The 16,369-nt window shown below is 41.2% G+C and carries 17 protein-coding genes; 6 read left to right on the top strand and 11 right to left on the bottom strand.

Annotation, left to right across the window (positions count from 1 at the left end):
- Positions 1-8 precede the first annotated feature (8 nt).
- From nifE to menG, 8 genes are all read right to left on the bottom strand, one after another.
- Positions 9-1,355, bottom strand: coding sequence for a nitrogenase iron-molybdenum cofactor biosynthesis protein NifE (gene nifE / locus ACYQ03_RS00305; RefSeq protein ID WP_459906770.1), 1,347 nt, complete (start codon positions 1,353-1,355; stop codon positions 9-11).
- A 68-nt stretch (positions 1,356-1,423) separates the two neighbouring features.
- Positions 1,424-2,815 carry a nitrogenase molybdenum-iron protein subunit beta gene (gene nifK, locus ACYQ03_RS00310; protein ID WP_459906772.1) on the bottom strand — a complete coding sequence of 464 codons (1,392 nt, stop codon included), beginning with the start codon at positions 2,813-2,815 and terminating at the stop codon, positions 1,424-1,426.
- The gene (nifD, locus tag ACYQ03_RS00315; protein ID WP_459906774.1) at positions 2,809-4,428 is read right to left on the bottom strand and encodes a nitrogenase molybdenum-iron protein alpha chain; all 1,620 of its coding nucleotides are present in this window, start codon (positions 4,426-4,428) and stop codon (positions 2,809-2,811) included. The genes nifK and nifD overlap by 7 nt, the downstream gene beginning before the upstream one ends.
- Before the next feature lie 27 nt (positions 4,429-4,455).
- Positions 4,456-4,836 carry a P-II family nitrogen regulator gene (locus tag ACYQ03_RS00320; protein ID WP_459906775.1) on the bottom strand — a complete coding sequence of 127 codons (381 nt, stop codon included), beginning with the start codon at positions 4,834-4,836 and terminating at the stop codon, positions 4,456-4,458.
- A 12-nt stretch (positions 4,837-4,848) separates the two neighbouring features.
- Positions 4,849-5,178 carry a P-II family nitrogen regulator gene (locus tag ACYQ03_RS00325; protein ID WP_459906776.1) on the bottom strand — a complete coding sequence of 110 codons (330 nt, stop codon included), beginning with the start codon at positions 5,176-5,178 and terminating at the stop codon, positions 4,849-4,851.
- A gap of 33 nt (positions 5,179-5,211) precedes the next feature.
- Positions 5,212-6,030, bottom strand: coding sequence for a nitrogenase iron protein (nifH, locus tag ACYQ03_RS00330; RefSeq protein WP_459906778.1), 819 nt, complete (start codon positions 6,028-6,030; stop codon positions 5,212-5,214).
- 378 nt (positions 6,031-6,408) lie between these two features.
- Entirely contained in the window at positions 6,409-7,170 is a 762-nt protein-coding gene (locus ACYQ03_RS00335; RefSeq protein ID WP_459906780.1) for a CHRD domain-containing protein, read from the bottom strand.
- Between the two features lie 106 nt (positions 7,171-7,276).
- Positions 7,277-7,987, bottom strand: a complete 711-nt coding sequence (menG, locus tag ACYQ03_RS00340) for a demethylmenaquinone methyltransferase (protein WP_459906781.1) — start codon at positions 7,985-7,987, stop codon at positions 7,277-7,279.
- A 345-nt stretch (positions 7,988-8,332) separates the two neighbouring features.
- Between menG and ACYQ03_RS00345 the strand changes: the two genes are divergently transcribed.
- Positions 8,333-9,706 carry an MATE family efflux transporter gene (locus ACYQ03_RS00345; RefSeq protein ID WP_459906783.1) on the top strand — a complete coding sequence of 458 codons (1,374 nt, stop codon included), beginning with the start codon at positions 8,333-8,335 and terminating at the stop codon, positions 9,704-9,706.
- 85 nt (positions 9,707-9,791) lie between these two features.
- Here the strand turns inward: ACYQ03_RS00345 and ACYQ03_RS00350 are convergent, their stop codons facing one another.
- From ACYQ03_RS00350 to ACYQ03_RS00360, 3 genes are all read right to left on the bottom strand, one after another.
- Positions 9,792-10,928, bottom strand: coding sequence for an NAD(P)/FAD-dependent oxidoreductase (locus ACYQ03_RS00350; protein ID WP_459906784.1), 1,137 nt, complete (start codon positions 10,926-10,928; stop codon positions 9,792-9,794).
- Positions 10,929-11,067: 139 nt separating this feature from the next.
- Complete coding sequence (locus tag ACYQ03_RS00355) at positions 11,068-11,232, bottom strand: hypothetical protein (RefSeq protein WP_459906786.1); 165 nt, start codon at positions 11,230-11,232, stop codon at positions 11,068-11,070.
- A gap of 284 nt (positions 11,233-11,516) precedes the next feature.
- Positions 11,517-12,179, bottom strand: a complete 663-nt coding sequence (locus ACYQ03_RS00360) for a nitrite/sulfite reductase domain-containing protein (RefSeq protein WP_459906788.1) — start codon at positions 12,177-12,179, stop codon at positions 11,517-11,519.
- A gap of 152 nt (positions 12,180-12,331) precedes the next feature.
- Between ACYQ03_RS00360 and ACYQ03_RS00365 the strand changes: the two genes are divergently transcribed.
- The 5 genes from ACYQ03_RS00365 to ACYQ03_RS00385 all read left to right on the top strand — a co-directional run bounded on the left by ACYQ03_RS00365 (position 12,332) and on the right by ACYQ03_RS00385 (position 16,367).
- The gene (locus ACYQ03_RS00365; protein WP_459906789.1) at positions 12,332-13,621 is read left to right on the top strand and encodes an amino acid permease; all 1,290 of its coding nucleotides are present in this window, start codon (positions 12,332-12,334) and stop codon (positions 13,619-13,621) included.
- 131 nt (positions 13,622-13,752) lie between these two features.
- On the top strand, positions 13,753-14,217 hold the full coding sequence (locus tag ACYQ03_RS00370; protein ID WP_459906791.1) for a hypothetical protein: 465 nt from the start codon (positions 13,753-13,755) through the stop codon (positions 14,215-14,217).
- 277 nt (positions 14,218-14,494) lie between these two features.
- Entirely contained in the window at positions 14,495-15,286 is a 792-nt protein-coding gene (locus ACYQ03_RS00375; protein WP_459906793.1) for a hypothetical protein, read from the top strand.
- A gap of 3 nt (positions 15,287-15,289) precedes the next feature.
- A complete protein-coding gene (locus ACYQ03_RS00380) occupies positions 15,290-15,655 on the top strand; it encodes a GntR family transcriptional regulator (protein ID WP_459906794.1) in 366 nt (121 codons plus the stop codon).
- A 13-nt stretch (positions 15,656-15,668) separates the two neighbouring features.
- The gene (locus ACYQ03_RS00385) at positions 15,669-16,367 is read left to right on the top strand and encodes an ABC transporter ATP-binding protein (RefSeq protein ID WP_459906796.1); all 699 of its coding nucleotides are present in this window, start codon (positions 15,669-15,671) and stop codon (positions 16,365-16,367) included.
- Positions 16,368-16,369 lie beyond the last annotated feature (2 nt).

Below are 16,369 nucleotides of genomic sequence, written 5' to 3' on the forward strand. Positions count from 1 at the left end.
TTCCCTCCTTAAACATATTGCCAAACTGGGGAGCAAAGTGTAGTATAAACCTCTTTAGCCAGGTTTACCGCTCCAACAAACCCACTCAAGGGGTGCTTACGGTCATGATTATGGTCGATAAAGGCAACACCCAATTTGTAAGCCAATGGTCTTTCCTTAACACCACCCACCAGCAAGTGTGCTCCCTTCTTCACCATAAACTTTTCTAACTCTGAAGGGTTCGCATCGTCCAAAATTACTGTTCCATCATCCACCAAATCATTGATGGTATCGTATTCTTCCTTTCGACCGGTTTGAGTTCCAATCATTACTACATCAATGCCAATCTCTCGAAATTGTTTTATCAAGGAGATTGCCTTAAACCCTCCCCCTACGTAAATAGCTGCTTTTTTTCCCTGCAGCCTTTGACGATACCACTCCAGTTCCGGCTCCACACGGACCCTTTCCCGCTGCACCAATTCTTCTACCTTGGTCATCATCTCTGGATTAGCAAAGTGACTAGCTACTTTACGCAAGGATTCAGCCGTATCTTCTAAACCCAAAAACGAAATGTTCTGGTAGGGTATTTTATACAAGTCCTTCATACGTTCCGCCAGATAGATCATCGAACCTGCACACTGAATAATATTGAGTGACGCGTTTGGGGCATTTTTTAGTGCCTGATAATTTGAGTCACCGGTAAAAGCCACATTAACCGTAACCCCGATTTGCTTGAGATAGTCTTTAATAATCCAAAGCTCACCGGCTAAATTGAAATCACCCAGGTAGTTCAACGTGTTCCTTTGAGGAACCACTGTGGATTTATCTCTCTGAATTAACCGAAGCAGTGCGTCGCAGGCGGCTCGATAGCCAGCAGATTTATTGCCGGCAAAACCACTGGATTGTACGGGAATAACCTCAATTTGATGTCTTTCCGCTGCAGCCTTACAAGCGGCTTCTAAATCATCTCCAATTACCCCAACAATACAGGTGGCATAAACAAAGACTACTTTGGAAGGGTATTTGGCAACTAACTCATCAATGGCCTGGGCCAATTTCTTTTCCCCACCAAAAATAACATCCTGTTCCTTTAAATCGGTGGAGAAACTGTTGCGGTACAACTCTGAGCCACTGCTGAGGCTACCCCGAATATCCCAGGTATAACTGGCACAACCGATTGGGCCATGTACCAGATGAATGGCATCCGTCACCGGGTTTAAGACAACCCTGGCCCCGCAGTAGACACAGGCCCTCTGGCTGACACAACCCGCTACACTGTCTGTGTCACACTTTAGCTGCTTTTTTTGCTTCCCTTTAATAATGATGGAATCTTCCCGTTCTTGATAAACCGAGTCCTGTAATACTGCTTTCGGCACATCCGTCACTCCTTTCAATGCATATATTGGGTCAGAACAGGAGGCCAGCCTAAGGCCTCCTGGTTCAGTTACATAACCAATTCAAAATCCTGATCCTTGGCATTACGGTCAGCTCTATCCAGCAGGGCGTTACTAATCATTTCCAGCAACCTCATAGCCCCTTTATAACCCACCACTGGCAGGTAGGAATGAACACTCCGGTCAAGAATCGGGAAGCCCAAGCGAACGAAAGGAACATCCTCAGCTCTGGCTATATATTTACCGTAGGTATTGCCGATGAGCAGATCAACTGGTTCATTCTTGATCCACTGGTGTAGTTCAAAGAGGTCACCAGCAGCCTTAACTTTTCCCTCTATCCCTGCCTCACCTAGCATGGTCTTAATTTCTTCTTCAAAGTTTCCAAGCATTGTACCAATGGCACCCCCGGTGGCGGGAGTTCCGGTCAAGACATGGATTGGCTTCATGCCCAGACTTAATACAAACTCTGTCATGGCAATAACGATGTCTGGGTCACCAAAGATAGCCACTTTTTTACCATGGAAGTGGAAATGGGTATCGGTCATAATATCTACTAACTGTCCCCTTTCCTCTTCCAACTCATAGGGAATATCCACGGTAAACTTGTTCATTAAGGCCATCAAAAATTCGTCCGTAGCCTTAATACCAATGGGTGTTTTAATGATAACCGGTGGCACTTGGCACTTTCTTTCCAGTTGATTAGCAGCATCCCCTGAGGCATAACCGCCTAAGGCTATGGTTACCTTGGAGTTCCCTGTATCAATCAGCTCAGATACAGTGGTTCCACCTTTAGGGAACATTTCGTATTTTCCTGTCATAGGGGTATCCACAACTCCCGAGGTATCAGGGAACATAATGGACTCAATATCCATGGCCTTGACCATTCTTTTTATTTCTCTCATGTCCCCAGGGTTAACAAATCCGGGAATGATATTAGCCTGTTCCTTCTTGGTTTCTAAGGTTGCCTTAGAAAGATAGTTAACCATCCCCTTCGTCATATTGGAAAAGCCCGTTATATGGGAACCCTGGTAACTGGGGGTATTAGCATGAATAACCACCTTTCCATCGGGTACTTCAGAAGTTTTAATAAAGGTTGGCAGGTCATCACCAATCGTTTCAGACAAGCAAGTGGTATGCACAGCCATTACGTCAGGGTTATAAATAGAAAACACGTTTTTAATTGCTGCTTTTAAGTTGGCACCACCACCAAAAACTGAGGCACCTTCAGTAAAGGAACTTGTAGAAGCCATAATCGGATCACGAAAATGTCTAGACAGGTGCATCCGGTGATAAGAGCAACATCCCTGGGAACCGTGACTGTGGGGTAGGCACTTGTGGATGCCCAGGGCAGCATACATGGCCCCAATTGGTTGGCAGGTCTTGGCGGGATTTATCACCCCACCGGTACGATTTTTAATTTCCTTAGGCGTACAATCTAACATGTCGAGCATCCTCCTTCCTCAATTACTCCTTCAAGGAACGGCTTATTTTTCCAGGGAGGGGTGATAAAATTCCAGGTTGGTGTAATAAAACCCATTGTTACATCTTCTGCAAATTTTACTGCACCCTTAAAGCCTGCATAGGGACCGCTGTAGTCATAGGAGTGCAGCTGTTTGGCTGGAATGCCCATCTTTTGCACAACATACTTATCTTTGATACCCGAAGCAAAGATATCAGGCTTTAGCAGTTTGATAAATTCTTCAGTTTCATAGTGGTTCAAGTCATCTACGATGAGATGGCCTTCCTTCATTTCCACATTCATACCTTTGTAATAACTAAGGGGAATCTCATTTTTTAATTTTTCCATGCGTTCCGAAGAAACCTTAAGTTTAAATCTCCTTTGGTCTGGCTCTACGTGTAGGTCCGGGATATTCTTAGTATCAGCATCTAACTTGATATCTGGGATTACCTCTCTGCCTTCATAGTCATCCCTATGGGCAAACTCATAACCGGCCAGAACAGTTTCAATACCTAGTTCTCCAAATAACCCCTGATAGTGGTGACCTCTCGAACCACCCACAAAGCAAAAGGCTGTTTTTCCCTGGCAAATCCTTTTGTATTGCTCCATAACCGGCTCAACCTCAGCCAGTTCTTTAGCGATAATCTCTTCGGTTTTTTGTATTAATACCGGATCTCCAAAATAGATAGCCATATTTCTCAGAGAATCAATAGTTGCCTGAATACCGATAAAATTAACCTTTAGCCAGGGTGTACCATATTTAGTTTCTAACATCTCTGCAATATAGTTAATTGAACGGTGACATTGCACCAAATTCAATTCAGCCACGTGGGCATTCTTTAATTCCTCATAGGAACCATCCCCGGTCATTACGGAGATTACTGTATAGCCGATTTCTTTAAGTACTCTTTCAATCTCCCAGCTATCACCGCCGATATTGTATTCCCCCAGCATATTGATTGGATACTTACCAGGGGCTTCTTCCCATTCTCCTTTGCCGATGACTCTATCCATTAAAATATTATTGGCAATATGGTGCCCGGCTGACTGGCTGACACCCTTGTAACCTTCACAGTTAAAGGACATCACCTCAATTCCGTGTTTTTCTTGAGCTGCCTTGGCCACCGCCCCCAAGTCATCCCCGATCAGACCCACTGGACAGGTGGCTGAAATGGTGATGGCATTGGGTTTGAAGATTTCCATTACTTCATCAATCATTCTAGTCAGCTTTTTTTCCCCACCAAAGACAATGTCGCTTTCTTGCATATCGGTGGAAAAACAATATTGTAAGAAGTTTTTTTCTGGATCACTAGACTCTGCTTTGTTGCGTCTGGTTAACCAGGAATAGTAGCCACAACCAATGGGTCCGTGGGTTATGTGTACAATGTCTTTGAGTGGGCCCAGTACAACACCTTTACATCCGGCATAGGCACAGCCGCGGTTGGTAATAATACCGGGAACTGTTCTTGTGTTGGCTTCAATCTCTTGACGGGCCTGCTCCTGATCCTTAATGATAATATGTTTTTTACGGTTTCTCTTTACTTTAGCCGGGTATTGACTTAAAATCTCCTCCAGCATTTTTTCATTAATTGCCACTTGCTGCACCTCCTCTAATCTGCTTATTTAAATGGCCGCATTTCCTCGTTCTCCGGTTCTCACCCGAACAGCATCCAATATGGGTCCGACAAATATTTTGCCATCTCCCTTGTGCCCCTCTTTATTTACTTCAATAATGGCATCTACGACCTTTGGCACTTCATCATCATGAACCAAGATTGTTAGTAGGCGTTTAGGAATTAGTCTTGCTCCCTCTGCCAAACCGTCGGCCAAAATGCCACCGATTTCTTCCGTAGTTCCCAATTCATTGAGAATGGAAAAGTCTACTTTCATTTTGCCCCGTCCCATTACCTTCATGGCATGCAGACCACAGACACCGATATCGGCTAGTGCTTTTTTGGTGGCATTGACCTTATTCATACGAATAATAGCTATGATTTCTTTCATCAAATCATCCCCCTACAGGCCCTTAGTGCCGCTGCTGATGGTATAGGCTTCCTCCACAGGAGTGACGAAAATTTTACCGTCACCAAAGGCTCCTTTTTCACCGGTTTTAGCGTATTTAGAAACGATACTGATTACGTCATCCTTATCTTTTTCTTCCTGAACCACCAGCATTAACATTTCCTTGGGGATTTCGTCGTAAACAACTTCTCCCACCTTAACCCCTCTCTGCTTGCCACGACCAACTACGTCCATTTTTGTTACAGCAGGAAAACCAGCACTGTTTAATTCGGCTAAGATTAGATTAGTTTTTTCTGGTCTGACAATGGCTCTGATCATTAACATAAATTTCACTCCTCTATTAAGTTTCTACTTTGATTAATCCAGAATGCCGTGAGCCATTAATAATTCTTCCAGACGATCCTGGGTCATTGGCTTGGGAATAACAAACATGTCATTCCCGTCAATGTTCTTGGCCAGGGTTCTATACTCATCAGCCTGGGGTTGGGTTGGGTCAAAGTCGATTACTGTCTTTTTGTTGATTTCTGCCCTTTGCACCATGTTATCCCTGGGAACAAAGTGAATTAATTGGGACCCTAACTCTTTGGCAAAGGCGGTCAGCAGTTCAAGTTCATTATCAACTTTCCGGCTGTTGCAGATGATACCCCCCAGCCTTACACCACCGGTGTTGGCAAACTTTTGAACACCCTTAGAAATGTTGTTGGCCGCATACAGTGCCATCATTTCACCAGAAGCTACAATATAAATCTCCTGGGCTTTACCTTCCCGGATAGGCATTGCAAATCCACCACACACAACGTCACCTAATACATCATAAAAGACATAATCCAGGTCGGGAGTATAAGCTCCTAAGGACTCCAATAAATTAATGGAGGTAATAATTCCTCGACCAGCACAACCTACGCCTGGCTCAGGTCCACCGGATTCAACACACTTGGTATTACCGTAGCCTGGAAGCAGTACATCTCCTAAATCAATGTCCTCTCCTTCATCCCTGAGTGTATCCAAAACTGTTTTCTGGTTTAGACCGTGGAGTAGTAGTCGAGTTGAATCAGCCTTGGGATCACAACCTACTACCATTATTTTTTTGCCAGCTTCCGCCAGCGCAGCCACTGTGTTCTGAGTAGTTGTTGACTTACCAATACCACCCTTACCATAAATCGCGATTTGTCTCATCATGCTTCCTCCTCTTCTTTTTCAGTGTTTAAAGAAAAGAGGCTGCCAGAAACCAAATACGGTTTCGACAGCCTCAATGCCACGATTACATCGATGTAATATATAGGGAGGGTTTACTAAAAAATTAAGGCACCGGTTGTTTAACCGGCGCCTTCGCCCTCATGTCTTGATACGTCTGTGTATCTTTTGAATTGAGCTGATTATAGCATCTAAAAAAAGTAAATACAACAGGTTATGGTCATGAATACAGTACACTAACAATTTTCGAAACTTTCAGTATTAATACTTCAGCCATAACCTGCCCACATCATCATAGTTCCTTATTTTCAATGTCCTTCTAAAATCGAAGCCGCCTAATATTTTATGGATAATGGTATGCTAAGGTCTTCTTAGTTGACCGCGTATTTCCCCACCGGGAAAGTTTTGGGTGTGTACATTGACGTAAAATTCTTCCGGGTTGTTAATGATATCATTGACTAATTCTTGGCTGGCTAAATTACACCCACTCGAAGTCCACGTGGTCTCATTTGGTTCAAACGAAAGAGGAACTACAATTGGGCCATTTAGTCCAACCGGAGCTCTATGAATATGCGCCCCAGTTGGGTTTGAAGAAAGATTAAAGACGGATAGCTCCCAACAAACCTCACCTTGGGCTTCATTCAGGGTAATTATCGCAAAACCTGTGGCATTCGTTGCAACTGGTGGTACTTCCTCTACACCGGTTAACGTAGCGATTCGCAACTCTGGCATAGTCAGTAATGCTGAAACCTCTGATTTGATTTCCATTAAACCAAAGGTATCACTAAATACAGCCGATTCAATAGAGCTGATCTCTGATTTGATTTCTGGTAAACCAAAGGTTGGACTAAAGATGCCACTTTCAATAAGACTTACCTCAAGCTTAATCTCCTTTAGTCCTTTGACTAGGAATCTGAGAATATGTTCGCAATCACTAAGCTGCTCCTTTAAGCCACAAAGGCATTCATTAATATTGTTTATTAAATTCGGATCAAAACAACATTCAAATTTATCCTCGCAATCTCCATGTCCACAATGCTTATCACAATGATTACCCCAAGGATCACAACCATGTCTTTGTTCTTGGTCTTTATTTTTCTCTTTGTCATTATCATTTTTCATAGTATATACCCCCTTTATTTGCCATAATATGACAATGCGTAGGCAAATGTTATAACTTTAGGGGGATAAATAAATTAATATAATGGTCGTCTCTATAGAATAATACTTACAGAGGCTTAGTTCCCATATGCATAGCTGCCACACCACCATCATAGGCTTTTACTTTTATATCTACCAGACCTGCCTGGCGGAACATTTCTGCTAATTTCTCCCGACCAGGAAAATCCTTTGCTGATTCCTGTAACCAGGAATAATGCCCGTACTTCTTTGCCAATAGTTTACCTAACATCGGCATGATATAACTAAAATAAGCATAATATATTTGTCGAAAACCTGGGATTGTCGGTTGAGATGTTTCCAAGCAGACCACCTTACCACCGGGTTTAACAACTCTGCCCATTTCATTCAATACCTGCATGTAATCGGGAACATTACGCAAACCAAACCCTATGGTTACAAAATCAAAGCTATTATCGGCAAAGGGCAGTTCCATGGCATTGCCCTGAATTAACGAGACATTACTTAACCCTTTGGCTTTTACTTTTTCTTGTCCAACTTTAAGCATGTTTTCACTGAAATCCAATCCATGTACTTTACCTGTAGGACCAACTTTTTCAGCAAGTAATATGGACCAATCAGCAGTACCACAGCAGACATCCAAAGCTTGCTGACCCCTTTGTACATTCATGCGCCGCATGGTATCCTTGCGCCAAGCTTTATGTCGCTTAAAACTAATTACAGAATTCATCACATCATATTTACCCGCAATATCTTGAAAGACCCTGTGTACCCGCTCTTCTTTCGATTGCTTGATCATAATCTACCTCTCTTATGCATGTTTTCTTAATTATAATTATAACATTTTTATCCCACACAGAATCATATCCCTACTTCTCCAGCGGGGCTTTGTTACGAATAATAAATGTAATCTCACCATTTTTCATAACTTATTTTGATATAGAATTTTTTATCTCTATTATTTAAATTACAAATATTTCTAATACCTCCAAGAGATTAGTCTAGAAATTAGATGAATTATTTGCTAAAATACTCTATTGTAACCTTGAAATTATTACTAAGGATATCCATAACCCATTACTGAAGAACAGAAGTAACATCTGGAAGGTGTTTTGCAAATATATTATAGAAGGGGATTGGGAGAATGAATCGTTCTGACGCAATGCGTGATCAAGAAATCGGTAGTCTCTTATTAAAATTTTCTTTGCCTGCCATTGTAGGGATGTTGGTTAACTCGCTATACAATATCGTAGATAGGATCTTTGTTGGTCGTGGGGTAGGATCTTTGGCAATTGCAGCAACCACAGTTGCTTTTCCTATTATGATAATTCTCATGGCTGTTTCTATGCTAATAGGGGTTGGTGCAACTGCCCTAATATCAATTCGTTTAGGAGAGCAGAAAAAGGAAGAGGCAGAAAAGGTTGCAGGTAATGCAATGACTATGCTGATACTGCTGCCGGCAATCTTTGCAATCTTATTTTTGCTTTTTACAGAGCCTATTTTAGTGGCATTTGGTGCCAGTGAAAATGTACTTCCCTATGCCCGGGACTTTGTCTACATTATTATGTTTGGCTCAATTTTTGGTTCCATCAGCATGGGTATGAATAACTTTATCCGGGCAGAAGGTAACCCCAAAATGGCCATGAATACACAAATACTTGGGGCTTTAATTAATATAGTTCTAAACTATTTCTTTATTTTTAGACTTGGCCTAGGTCTTAAAGGTTCTGCTTTGGCCACTGTAATATCCCAATTTATCTCCTCAGTCTGGGTATTGAGTTATTTCTTTACAGGTAAGAGTCTGGTTAAGATTAAAACAAAGAATCTTATGCCACAATGGCCAATTTTATTAAGCATCATGGCCATTGGTTTTTCACCATTCGCTATGCAAATTGCTAATAGCATCCAACAACTAATCTTAAACAAAACACTGATGAACTATGGTGGAGATATGGCACTTTCGGCAGTTGGTATCATGATGAGCCTATCAACCCTATTATTTATGCCTATCCTAGGAATTAGCCAAGGAGCTCAACCAATTATTGGTTATAATTACGGTGCAAGGCAGTATCAGCGTGTCAAAGAAACTTTAAAAATCGCCATTATTGCCAGTACGGCTATCGCCCTCGCTGGATATCTTGTCTTAATAATTTGGCCCACTGAGATTGTCGGGTTATTCAGCACCGATAAGCAACTTATAGCATTAACAGTCCATGCCATGATGATTTTCTTTACTATGCTACCTGTACTAGGGTTTCAAATAATTAGTTCTACCTATTTCCAAGCTGTAGGCAAAGCCAAGGAATCAGCAATACTCAGTTTATCCAGACAAGTATTACTGTTTATCCCTCTACTCTTGATTCTTCCTCATTTCTGGGGTATAGATGGTGTTTGGCGGACTGCGCCGATTGCAGATTTTCTAGCCGTAATTCTTACAGCCACAGTTATTTATCTTGAAATGAGAAAATTAGGTAAAGTAACAGTAATTGCACAGTCCGAAGAAGTAGCATGTCATTAGGAAATAACCCCCAACTGTTATCAAAACAGTTGGGGGGTTTTTTTATCTTGTAAACAAGATTATTCTTAAATACTTAGCCCGATATTTACTCTGTGGGAGAAGAAAATGTCTTGTGAAGATTAGGGGATTTTTTTTGTTTTACAAAGGGACCCAGTGTTAAAGAACTATATTTTAACCAGTCAATAGTGGTACCGTAAATAAGCTTTTTAATTATAGCATTCTCCTCATAAGACACTATAGAATCAAAGGTTTTATCGTCGATGTTGTCATAGAGGTTTCTTACCTTGCTCATAACGCTTATAATTTTTTTATGCTCTTGTACCAATTCATCATAACTTGTATTTTCTATAATGGCTCTGGCTGCCATAACACCTGAGACGATAGCAGTTGCAGCACCCAACCCTAGGAATGGGTCTAAAAAGCACCCTTGGTCACCAATAAATAAACAGTTTTTCCAGGTTACGCTGTTGGAATAAGCACTAACATGTGTCCTTTCAAATGTTCCCAGCAGGGTTGCTTTTTCCAATATACCTTCTTGTTTAAAAAATGCCTTCCAGCATTGATCTAATTCACCCCAACCGTCTACATGGGGGACAGTTACGTACAATGATGCTATGTTACGGCTAAAAGGAGCTAAAAAGGCATAACCATCCTTAAGGATTTCCTTATTACCCCATACAATGGCCGTATTAGGTTCAAAAGTTCCGTATATTTTTGCCACCCTACTATAAGCAACCAGATATTGTTTCCAATCCTTTAAATATTTATCGGCAATATAATCTTCGCTTCTGCTACCAGTGGCAACTATAACATAATCATACTTTTGCCTTAGGTTTTCTAAGGATTCCCGCTGTTCATAGAGAATCTTAGAATTCTTAATATATCCTAAGATTTGTCTCTGTAGAGAATTTGTTTCTGGTCCAACAATAAAACTATAACCAATGGTCTCCCCTTTTACATTTGCCGTAGAACTTTTACTGTGAATAATTAAATTATTGATAGTCTCCAATGGCGATAGCTTTATTGTAAGCATTTTATTCAGGTATTTTAGCGGTTCTGTTGAAATACGACGGTAGGCCATATTTAATATAACACCAACATGGGAATAATGGTCTGCCACAAGGGCATTTTGCTCGAAAATATCAGGTTGAAAACCATTTCTTTCTAATGTTAGCGCTGCAGATAATCCTGCTATCCCAGCACCAATAATAGCTACCTTCAAAGGATAACCCCCGTTGGAAAACTTTTTCCTATCTTTTGCAGATTATCATAATTTATCCCTTTACTAACATATTAAGTGATTCCCAGTCTCACAAAGCATATCCCCGAAAGTGTATTGGTAAATGGATTACCTTTATCCATTAGTTCATTGCCTCTTTTTTTCTGCCTTGGGGCGTCTCATTAATTAAACTTCCCATCCGATGCTTAAAATTAGTTACTGTTTGTGATTCGCTACCGTATTTTTTAGTAAGGTCAATTAACCTCATTCTAGCAATTTCTTGTCTTAAATTGATTATGTTTTTCATTATATGAACCTCCGGTTTAGTTTGTAATAAAATAAAGATAGGTTGATAAAACCTAAAAGTCACTAAATAACTTAATACAATTTTACCTTTTCTCTTGTAATTATTTTAACAAACCTCTTGAAAAAATATTGTAGTATATACTACAACCATTTCTCTTTCATACACTCATCCTGAGCAACAAAATGCAAACCACCCCTCAGCCGTAGATCGACAAGGGGTGGTTAGATTACTAAAGTAGGTTTTAAACCTGGGATAGGGCCTTGAAAAATTGATATACCTAACTATTACCCTAATACTGCCTTCTTAAATTCTTCCAGGCCGATTCTTTGAATAAATCTTGCTGTCCTTTCTAGATTTTTGGCGTTTTCTTTATAATAATTAAGGCATTTCTGGGCCAATTCAACAACCTGGTCATCGCTCAAACCCTCTGCCAAGATATCCCCAATACGAGGTCTACCTCCTGAATTACCACCAAATATGAAGGTCCAACCGCTTCTCTTGCCAAAGACACCTATATCTCTAACAAAACCTTCACCACAGTTAAAGGGACAACCTGAAACGCCAATTTTTGTTTTAGCCGGCAACTCAAAACCTACAAGTAATTTTTCTAATCGAAGTCCTAGATTTAGTGAATCAAGAACACCAAATTTACACACAGTGGTTCCTGGGCATGCTTGTACATAATGTACACACTTTTCCACCGCAGGACCAATGCCAGTCCCTAAGTCCTCCCACACGTTATCAACTACCTCAGGTTTCATACCCACCAAAGCCATTCTTTGGGCAGAAGTAATCTTAATAATCGGAATATCATATTTCCGGGCTACACCTGCAATTTTTTCTAAAAGTTCTGGTGTGACTAGACCCACAGGGGTACGTGGTACTATAGCATAGGTTTCTTTGTCTCTTTGAATAAAGGCACCTTTTGGTGAATTCTGTTCTGGCATCTATGAAAAACCTCCTAACAATTGTTATAAAAATAATTCGTGCCAAATAATAGTAATCCTTTCGTCGTTTCGGCATATTTTAAAATCTTTCTCCGAAAGCTCTATAATTCTGGTACTATTAAAGAAAGATACATATACAGGAGCGATCATTTATGGAGAATCACACTGGACTAAAAAGCACCATCGGCCTACCACAGGCCATAGCCTTATATATCGGAGCGGTACTTGGCTCTGGTATATTAATTGTGCCTGGACTGGCTGCAGAGATTGCAGGCCCCGCCTCTTTGTTAGCCTGGGGGCTTATGAGTTTACTAATATTACCACTGGCACTGACCATGGGCTTGCTATCGGCTAAGTTTCCAAGTGCTGGGGGAGTTTCTCATTTTGTTACTCTGGCTTTTGGAGCCAGGGCAGGAACCCTTGTGGGCTGGTTCTTTCTTATGTCCGTACTAATTGGTGCCCCGGTGGCTGCCCTAACAGGTGCTGGCTACATGACAACTGCCATGGGTTGGGGTGAAGGTACCAGAGTAGCACTGGCCGCAGGAATGCTTGCAGTGGGTCTATTAACAAACCTTATGGGTATGAAATTAGCTGGTCAAGTACAAATTTGCGTTGTATTTTCTATTGTTGCCGTATTAGTATTGGCAATCGTCGGGGCTGTTCCAAATATTGAGTCAGTGAATTTCATCCCTTTTATGCCGTATGGTTGGGTAAGTGTAGGGCAAGCAGCTGCAATGCTATTCTGGTGTTTTGTTGGTTGGGAGGCGGTTTCCCACTTGTCTGAAGAATTTATCGACCCCCAAAGGGCAGCAATACAAGGTGTAACTGTTGCCGCTATTATTGTAGGAGTGCTTTATTTTCTCACCGCCTTAGCTACGGTGGGGACACAAAGCTACCACGCAGCCGGATCCGATGCTTCCCTTGTATTAGTCATCAAAAAAATACTTGGACCCCGGGGTGCTTTGGTGGCGGGACTAACAGGTGTATTCATCTGTACTGCTACAATTATTGCTTACACCGGAGCAACTTCCCGTCTTGCTTACGCCCTGGCACGGCAGGGGGAGGCTCCCCGTTGGCTAGGTACTATATCTAAACAATATGGCACACCAATTGGTGGAATAGGGTTTCTTGCCCTCTGCTTTTTGGCCGTACTTTCCTTATACGGCAGTGGGGCGATTTCCCTCAAAACCCTGATTCAATTCCCTAATGCGACTTTTATTCTAACATATCTAGGCGGCTGTGTAGCAGGAATTAGACTGCTAAAGGGAAGTTTCTGGGGAGTGAGTATTAGCTGGACATCCTTTCTCTTAACAGCGATTATTTTTCCATTTGTCGGTTGGGCAATCTTATATCCAATGTTTATTATGGCTGTTTTCTGGATAACAAGATTTGTAAGGGATAAGAATCCCCTATTACCTAAAAGAAAAACCTCCCTGCATTAGTGACGGGAGCCAAACCATACTAAACCAGTTGTGTGGGGCTAAAGTGAAATATTAACAGTGTTATGTTATAATGACAAATGATTTATCTTGTAAGTTTATGCAACTATAATTTAAGAAGGGAAAGATCCATTTTGCAGGCAAGAGAGTTTTGGGACATTATCAATAGGGATGATAAACCCTTTGTAGCCTTTACTAAGAAGCAACCGACCCTAACCTTTACACAAGACATAAGGGAATACTCAACAGGACTTGAAACTGGTATGATGGCAAGCCTAACCCATGTGGCAGAAAAGCAAGATATGATACATATTGTTTGTGATTTAACTAATTTTGAAGCCCATAATAAAACATTTGAACAACCAGTGTATGAAGGGGAAAATGGTAAATTCGTAAGATGGAGTGAATCATTTTTCTACCCTGAGAACAAAATTGTGGAGTTTTTTGTAGAAGCTAACAATGAACTCCCCTTTGAAGTTGGGCAAGGTAATGAGTTATATAAAGAATACATAGATAGTAAATCTGACCTAAATTATGTGAAGTGGCTTGAATCAGAGGTCCTAAAACTAAGAGAATCCACTTCACATAAAAACGGCTAAGTGCCGCTGGGTGTATTTAACCAAAAATGATTCAGTGACTCAGTGATAAGTAGGAAACTCACTGGCGGATAATAAAAAGGGTCGCTAGCTATAAAGCTAGCGACCCTTTTTATTATCCGCCTAATGGCGATCTGTATTATCTATATTTATATTTACATCCATCCAACCTATATGTCTCCTTAGAATAATTCTCCGTAACACCTTGACAGCTATATCGAGTTAGTGTACTATTTTACTATAACACCAGTACATTGATACAGTCTAAGGAGGAAAATAAATGAGCAGTTGGTTAAATCTACTCAAAAAAGAATACCGCATGGTCAGAACATCTACCTCTGTCCTGTTAGGTATGCTTATCATCGCAGGGTTGTGGGGGGTCTATTCAAATCGTGAACACTGGGGAATTATTTTAGCACCGGCATCATTATTGCTAATTTTTGCTATGTTTTATCCAGCATTCCATATGCTAACAAGTGTTCACAGTGAGTTAAAGCATACGCCTCACCTTTGGCTCCATAATCCCCAACCCGCCTGGAAACTGTTATCAGCCAAATTGACAACTGCAGTAGGTGTCATGCTGGCTATCCTAGCAGTGGGTGCTACCTTTGTTTATATTACAATATTTAGTACCTATGAACGGCTAGATATACCCGCAGGAGATTTAGCAATTTTTGCAACTGAAGTTGGTGCTTATCTAACCATTGCTATTATTGGAGTTAGTATCAATATGGCAGCCTGGGGTTCCCTAATGGCTATAGCAACTGCCAGTACCCGCAATATACTTGGCCGTTTTAACTGGCTAGCAGGACTTGGCACCTTCCTTGTGGCTACCTGGGGGATGGGTGAACTACATGAGTCCTGGGTCTATGAAACACTGACTCACTGGGGCAGCTTTAAGATTAAATTACTTTCGCTAAATAAGGTATTACCAAGTTCAGTAAATATTGAAGATATAAATACATTTGAAGGTTTTAATATTTACGCAGGTGAGGTCTTGGCAATCATTATTGTAACTATTATTGTATTTGCCCTAGCATCCTGGCTGATTGACAACAAAGTTGAGGTGTAACCTATGGGTCAAGATTTTAATACAAACCAACCTATTTACCTACAGATAGTTCAACGACTTTGTCGCCAGATTATTCGCGGGGAGCTTGGGGCAGGTGATAAGCTACCGTCGGTGCGAGAGCTAGCCGTACAAATGGGGGTAAACCCTAACACAGTACAACGAGTATATAGTGAATTGGAAAAGCTTGAAGTTGCTGAAACTAGACGTGGACTGGGAACCTTTATTACAGAAAAGGAAAGTAGGTTACAGCAGCTACGAGATGAATTGATGACAGAGCAAATTAATAGCTTTGTCACGGACATGAAAGAGATGGGCTTCACAGCCTCTGAGATAGTAGAAGGTGTGAGAAAAGCCCTGGAAAATGCATAAGAGAGGTGCCGTTATGCCTGAATATATTGTGGAATTTAATAGTGTTACAAAAAAATATGTAAGACAAGTAGCTTTAAATAATGTCAGCCTTAATCTCCCCCAAGGCAAGATCATCGGCCTAGTTGGACCTAACGGTAGCGGCAAATCTACCATCTTAAAATTAACCGCTGGGCTAGTCCACCCCACCAGTGGTACGGTGAGAGTAAATGGACAGCTAGCTAATCGTATGCTTGCATCCGAAATATCCTATCTTTCTGAATTAGATACCCTTTACCCCTTTTATACCACTTCGGAAACTATTAACTTTAATGCTAGACTATTTGAAGATTTTGATATATTAAAGGCTCAGGAGCTTCTTACCTTTATGAAACTGGACCCTACTAAAAAAGTAAAAGATCTATCTAAGGGCAATCGAGGAAGACTAAAAATCATATTATCCCTAGCCAGAAGAGTTCCTCTGCTTTTATTGGATGAGCCCCTTTCAGGTTTGGACCCCATGGTGCGAGATTCCATTATTCAATCCTTGATATCCTATCTAGATTTGGAGCAGCAAACTGTGATTCTGACCACCCATGAAGTTACCGAGATCGAACCCATCCTAGACACTGTAGTGGCGGTCCAAAACGGCCAGATACAAGGCATTGCCGATGTTGATGATATTCGAATTACGCACGGACAAAGCCTGGTAGAATGGATGAAAAAAATATATTAATT

The organism is Desulfotomaculum defluvii, from assembly GCF_054657375.1.

Coding starts and splice junctions, on each gene's coding strand:
- nifK (WP_459906772.1), bottom strand. CDS start 2,815: ATGTTAGATTGTACGCCTAAGGAAATTAAAAATCGTACCGGTGGGGTG.
- ACYQ03_RS00320 (WP_459906775.1), bottom strand. CDS start 4,836: ATGAAAGAAATCATAGCTATTATTCGTATGAATAAGGTCAATGCCACC.
- ACYQ03_RS00325 (WP_459906776.1), bottom strand. CDS start 5,178: ATGTTAATGATCAGAGCCATTGTCAGACCAGAAAAAACTAATCTAATC.
- nifH (WP_459906778.1), bottom strand. CDS start 6,030: ATGAGACAAATCGCGATTTATGGTAAGGGTGGTATTGGTAAGTCAACA.
- ACYQ03_RS00335 (WP_459906780.1), bottom strand. CDS start 7,170: ATGAAAAATGATAATGACAAAGAGAAAAATAAAGACCAAGAACAAAGA.
- menG (WP_459906781.1), bottom strand. CDS start 7,987: ATGATCAAGCAATCGAAAGAAGAGCGGGTACACAGGGTCTTTCAAGAT.
- ACYQ03_RS00345 (WP_459906783.1), top strand. CDS start 8,333: ATGAATCGTTCTGACGCAATGCGTGATCAAGAAATCGGTAGTCTCTTA.
- ACYQ03_RS00355 (WP_459906786.1), bottom strand. CDS start 11,232: ATGAAAAACATAATCAATTTAAGACAAGAAATTGCTAGAATGAGGTTA.
- ACYQ03_RS00360 (WP_459906788.1), bottom strand. CDS start 12,179: ATGCCAGAACAGAATTCACCAAAAGGTGCCTTTATTCAAAGAGACAAA.
- ACYQ03_RS00365 (WP_459906789.1), top strand. CDS start 12,332: ATGGAGAATCACACTGGACTAAAAAGCACCATCGGCCTACCACAGGCC.
- ACYQ03_RS00375 (WP_459906793.1), top strand. CDS start 14,495: ATGAGCAGTTGGTTAAATCTACTCAAAAAAGAATACCGCATGGTCAGA.
- ACYQ03_RS00380 (WP_459906794.1), top strand. CDS start 15,290: ATGGGTCAAGATTTTAATACAAACCAACCTATTTACCTACAGATAGTT.
- ACYQ03_RS00385 (WP_459906796.1), top strand. CDS start 15,669: ATGCCTGAATATATTGTGGAATTTAATAGTGTTACAAAAAAATATGTA.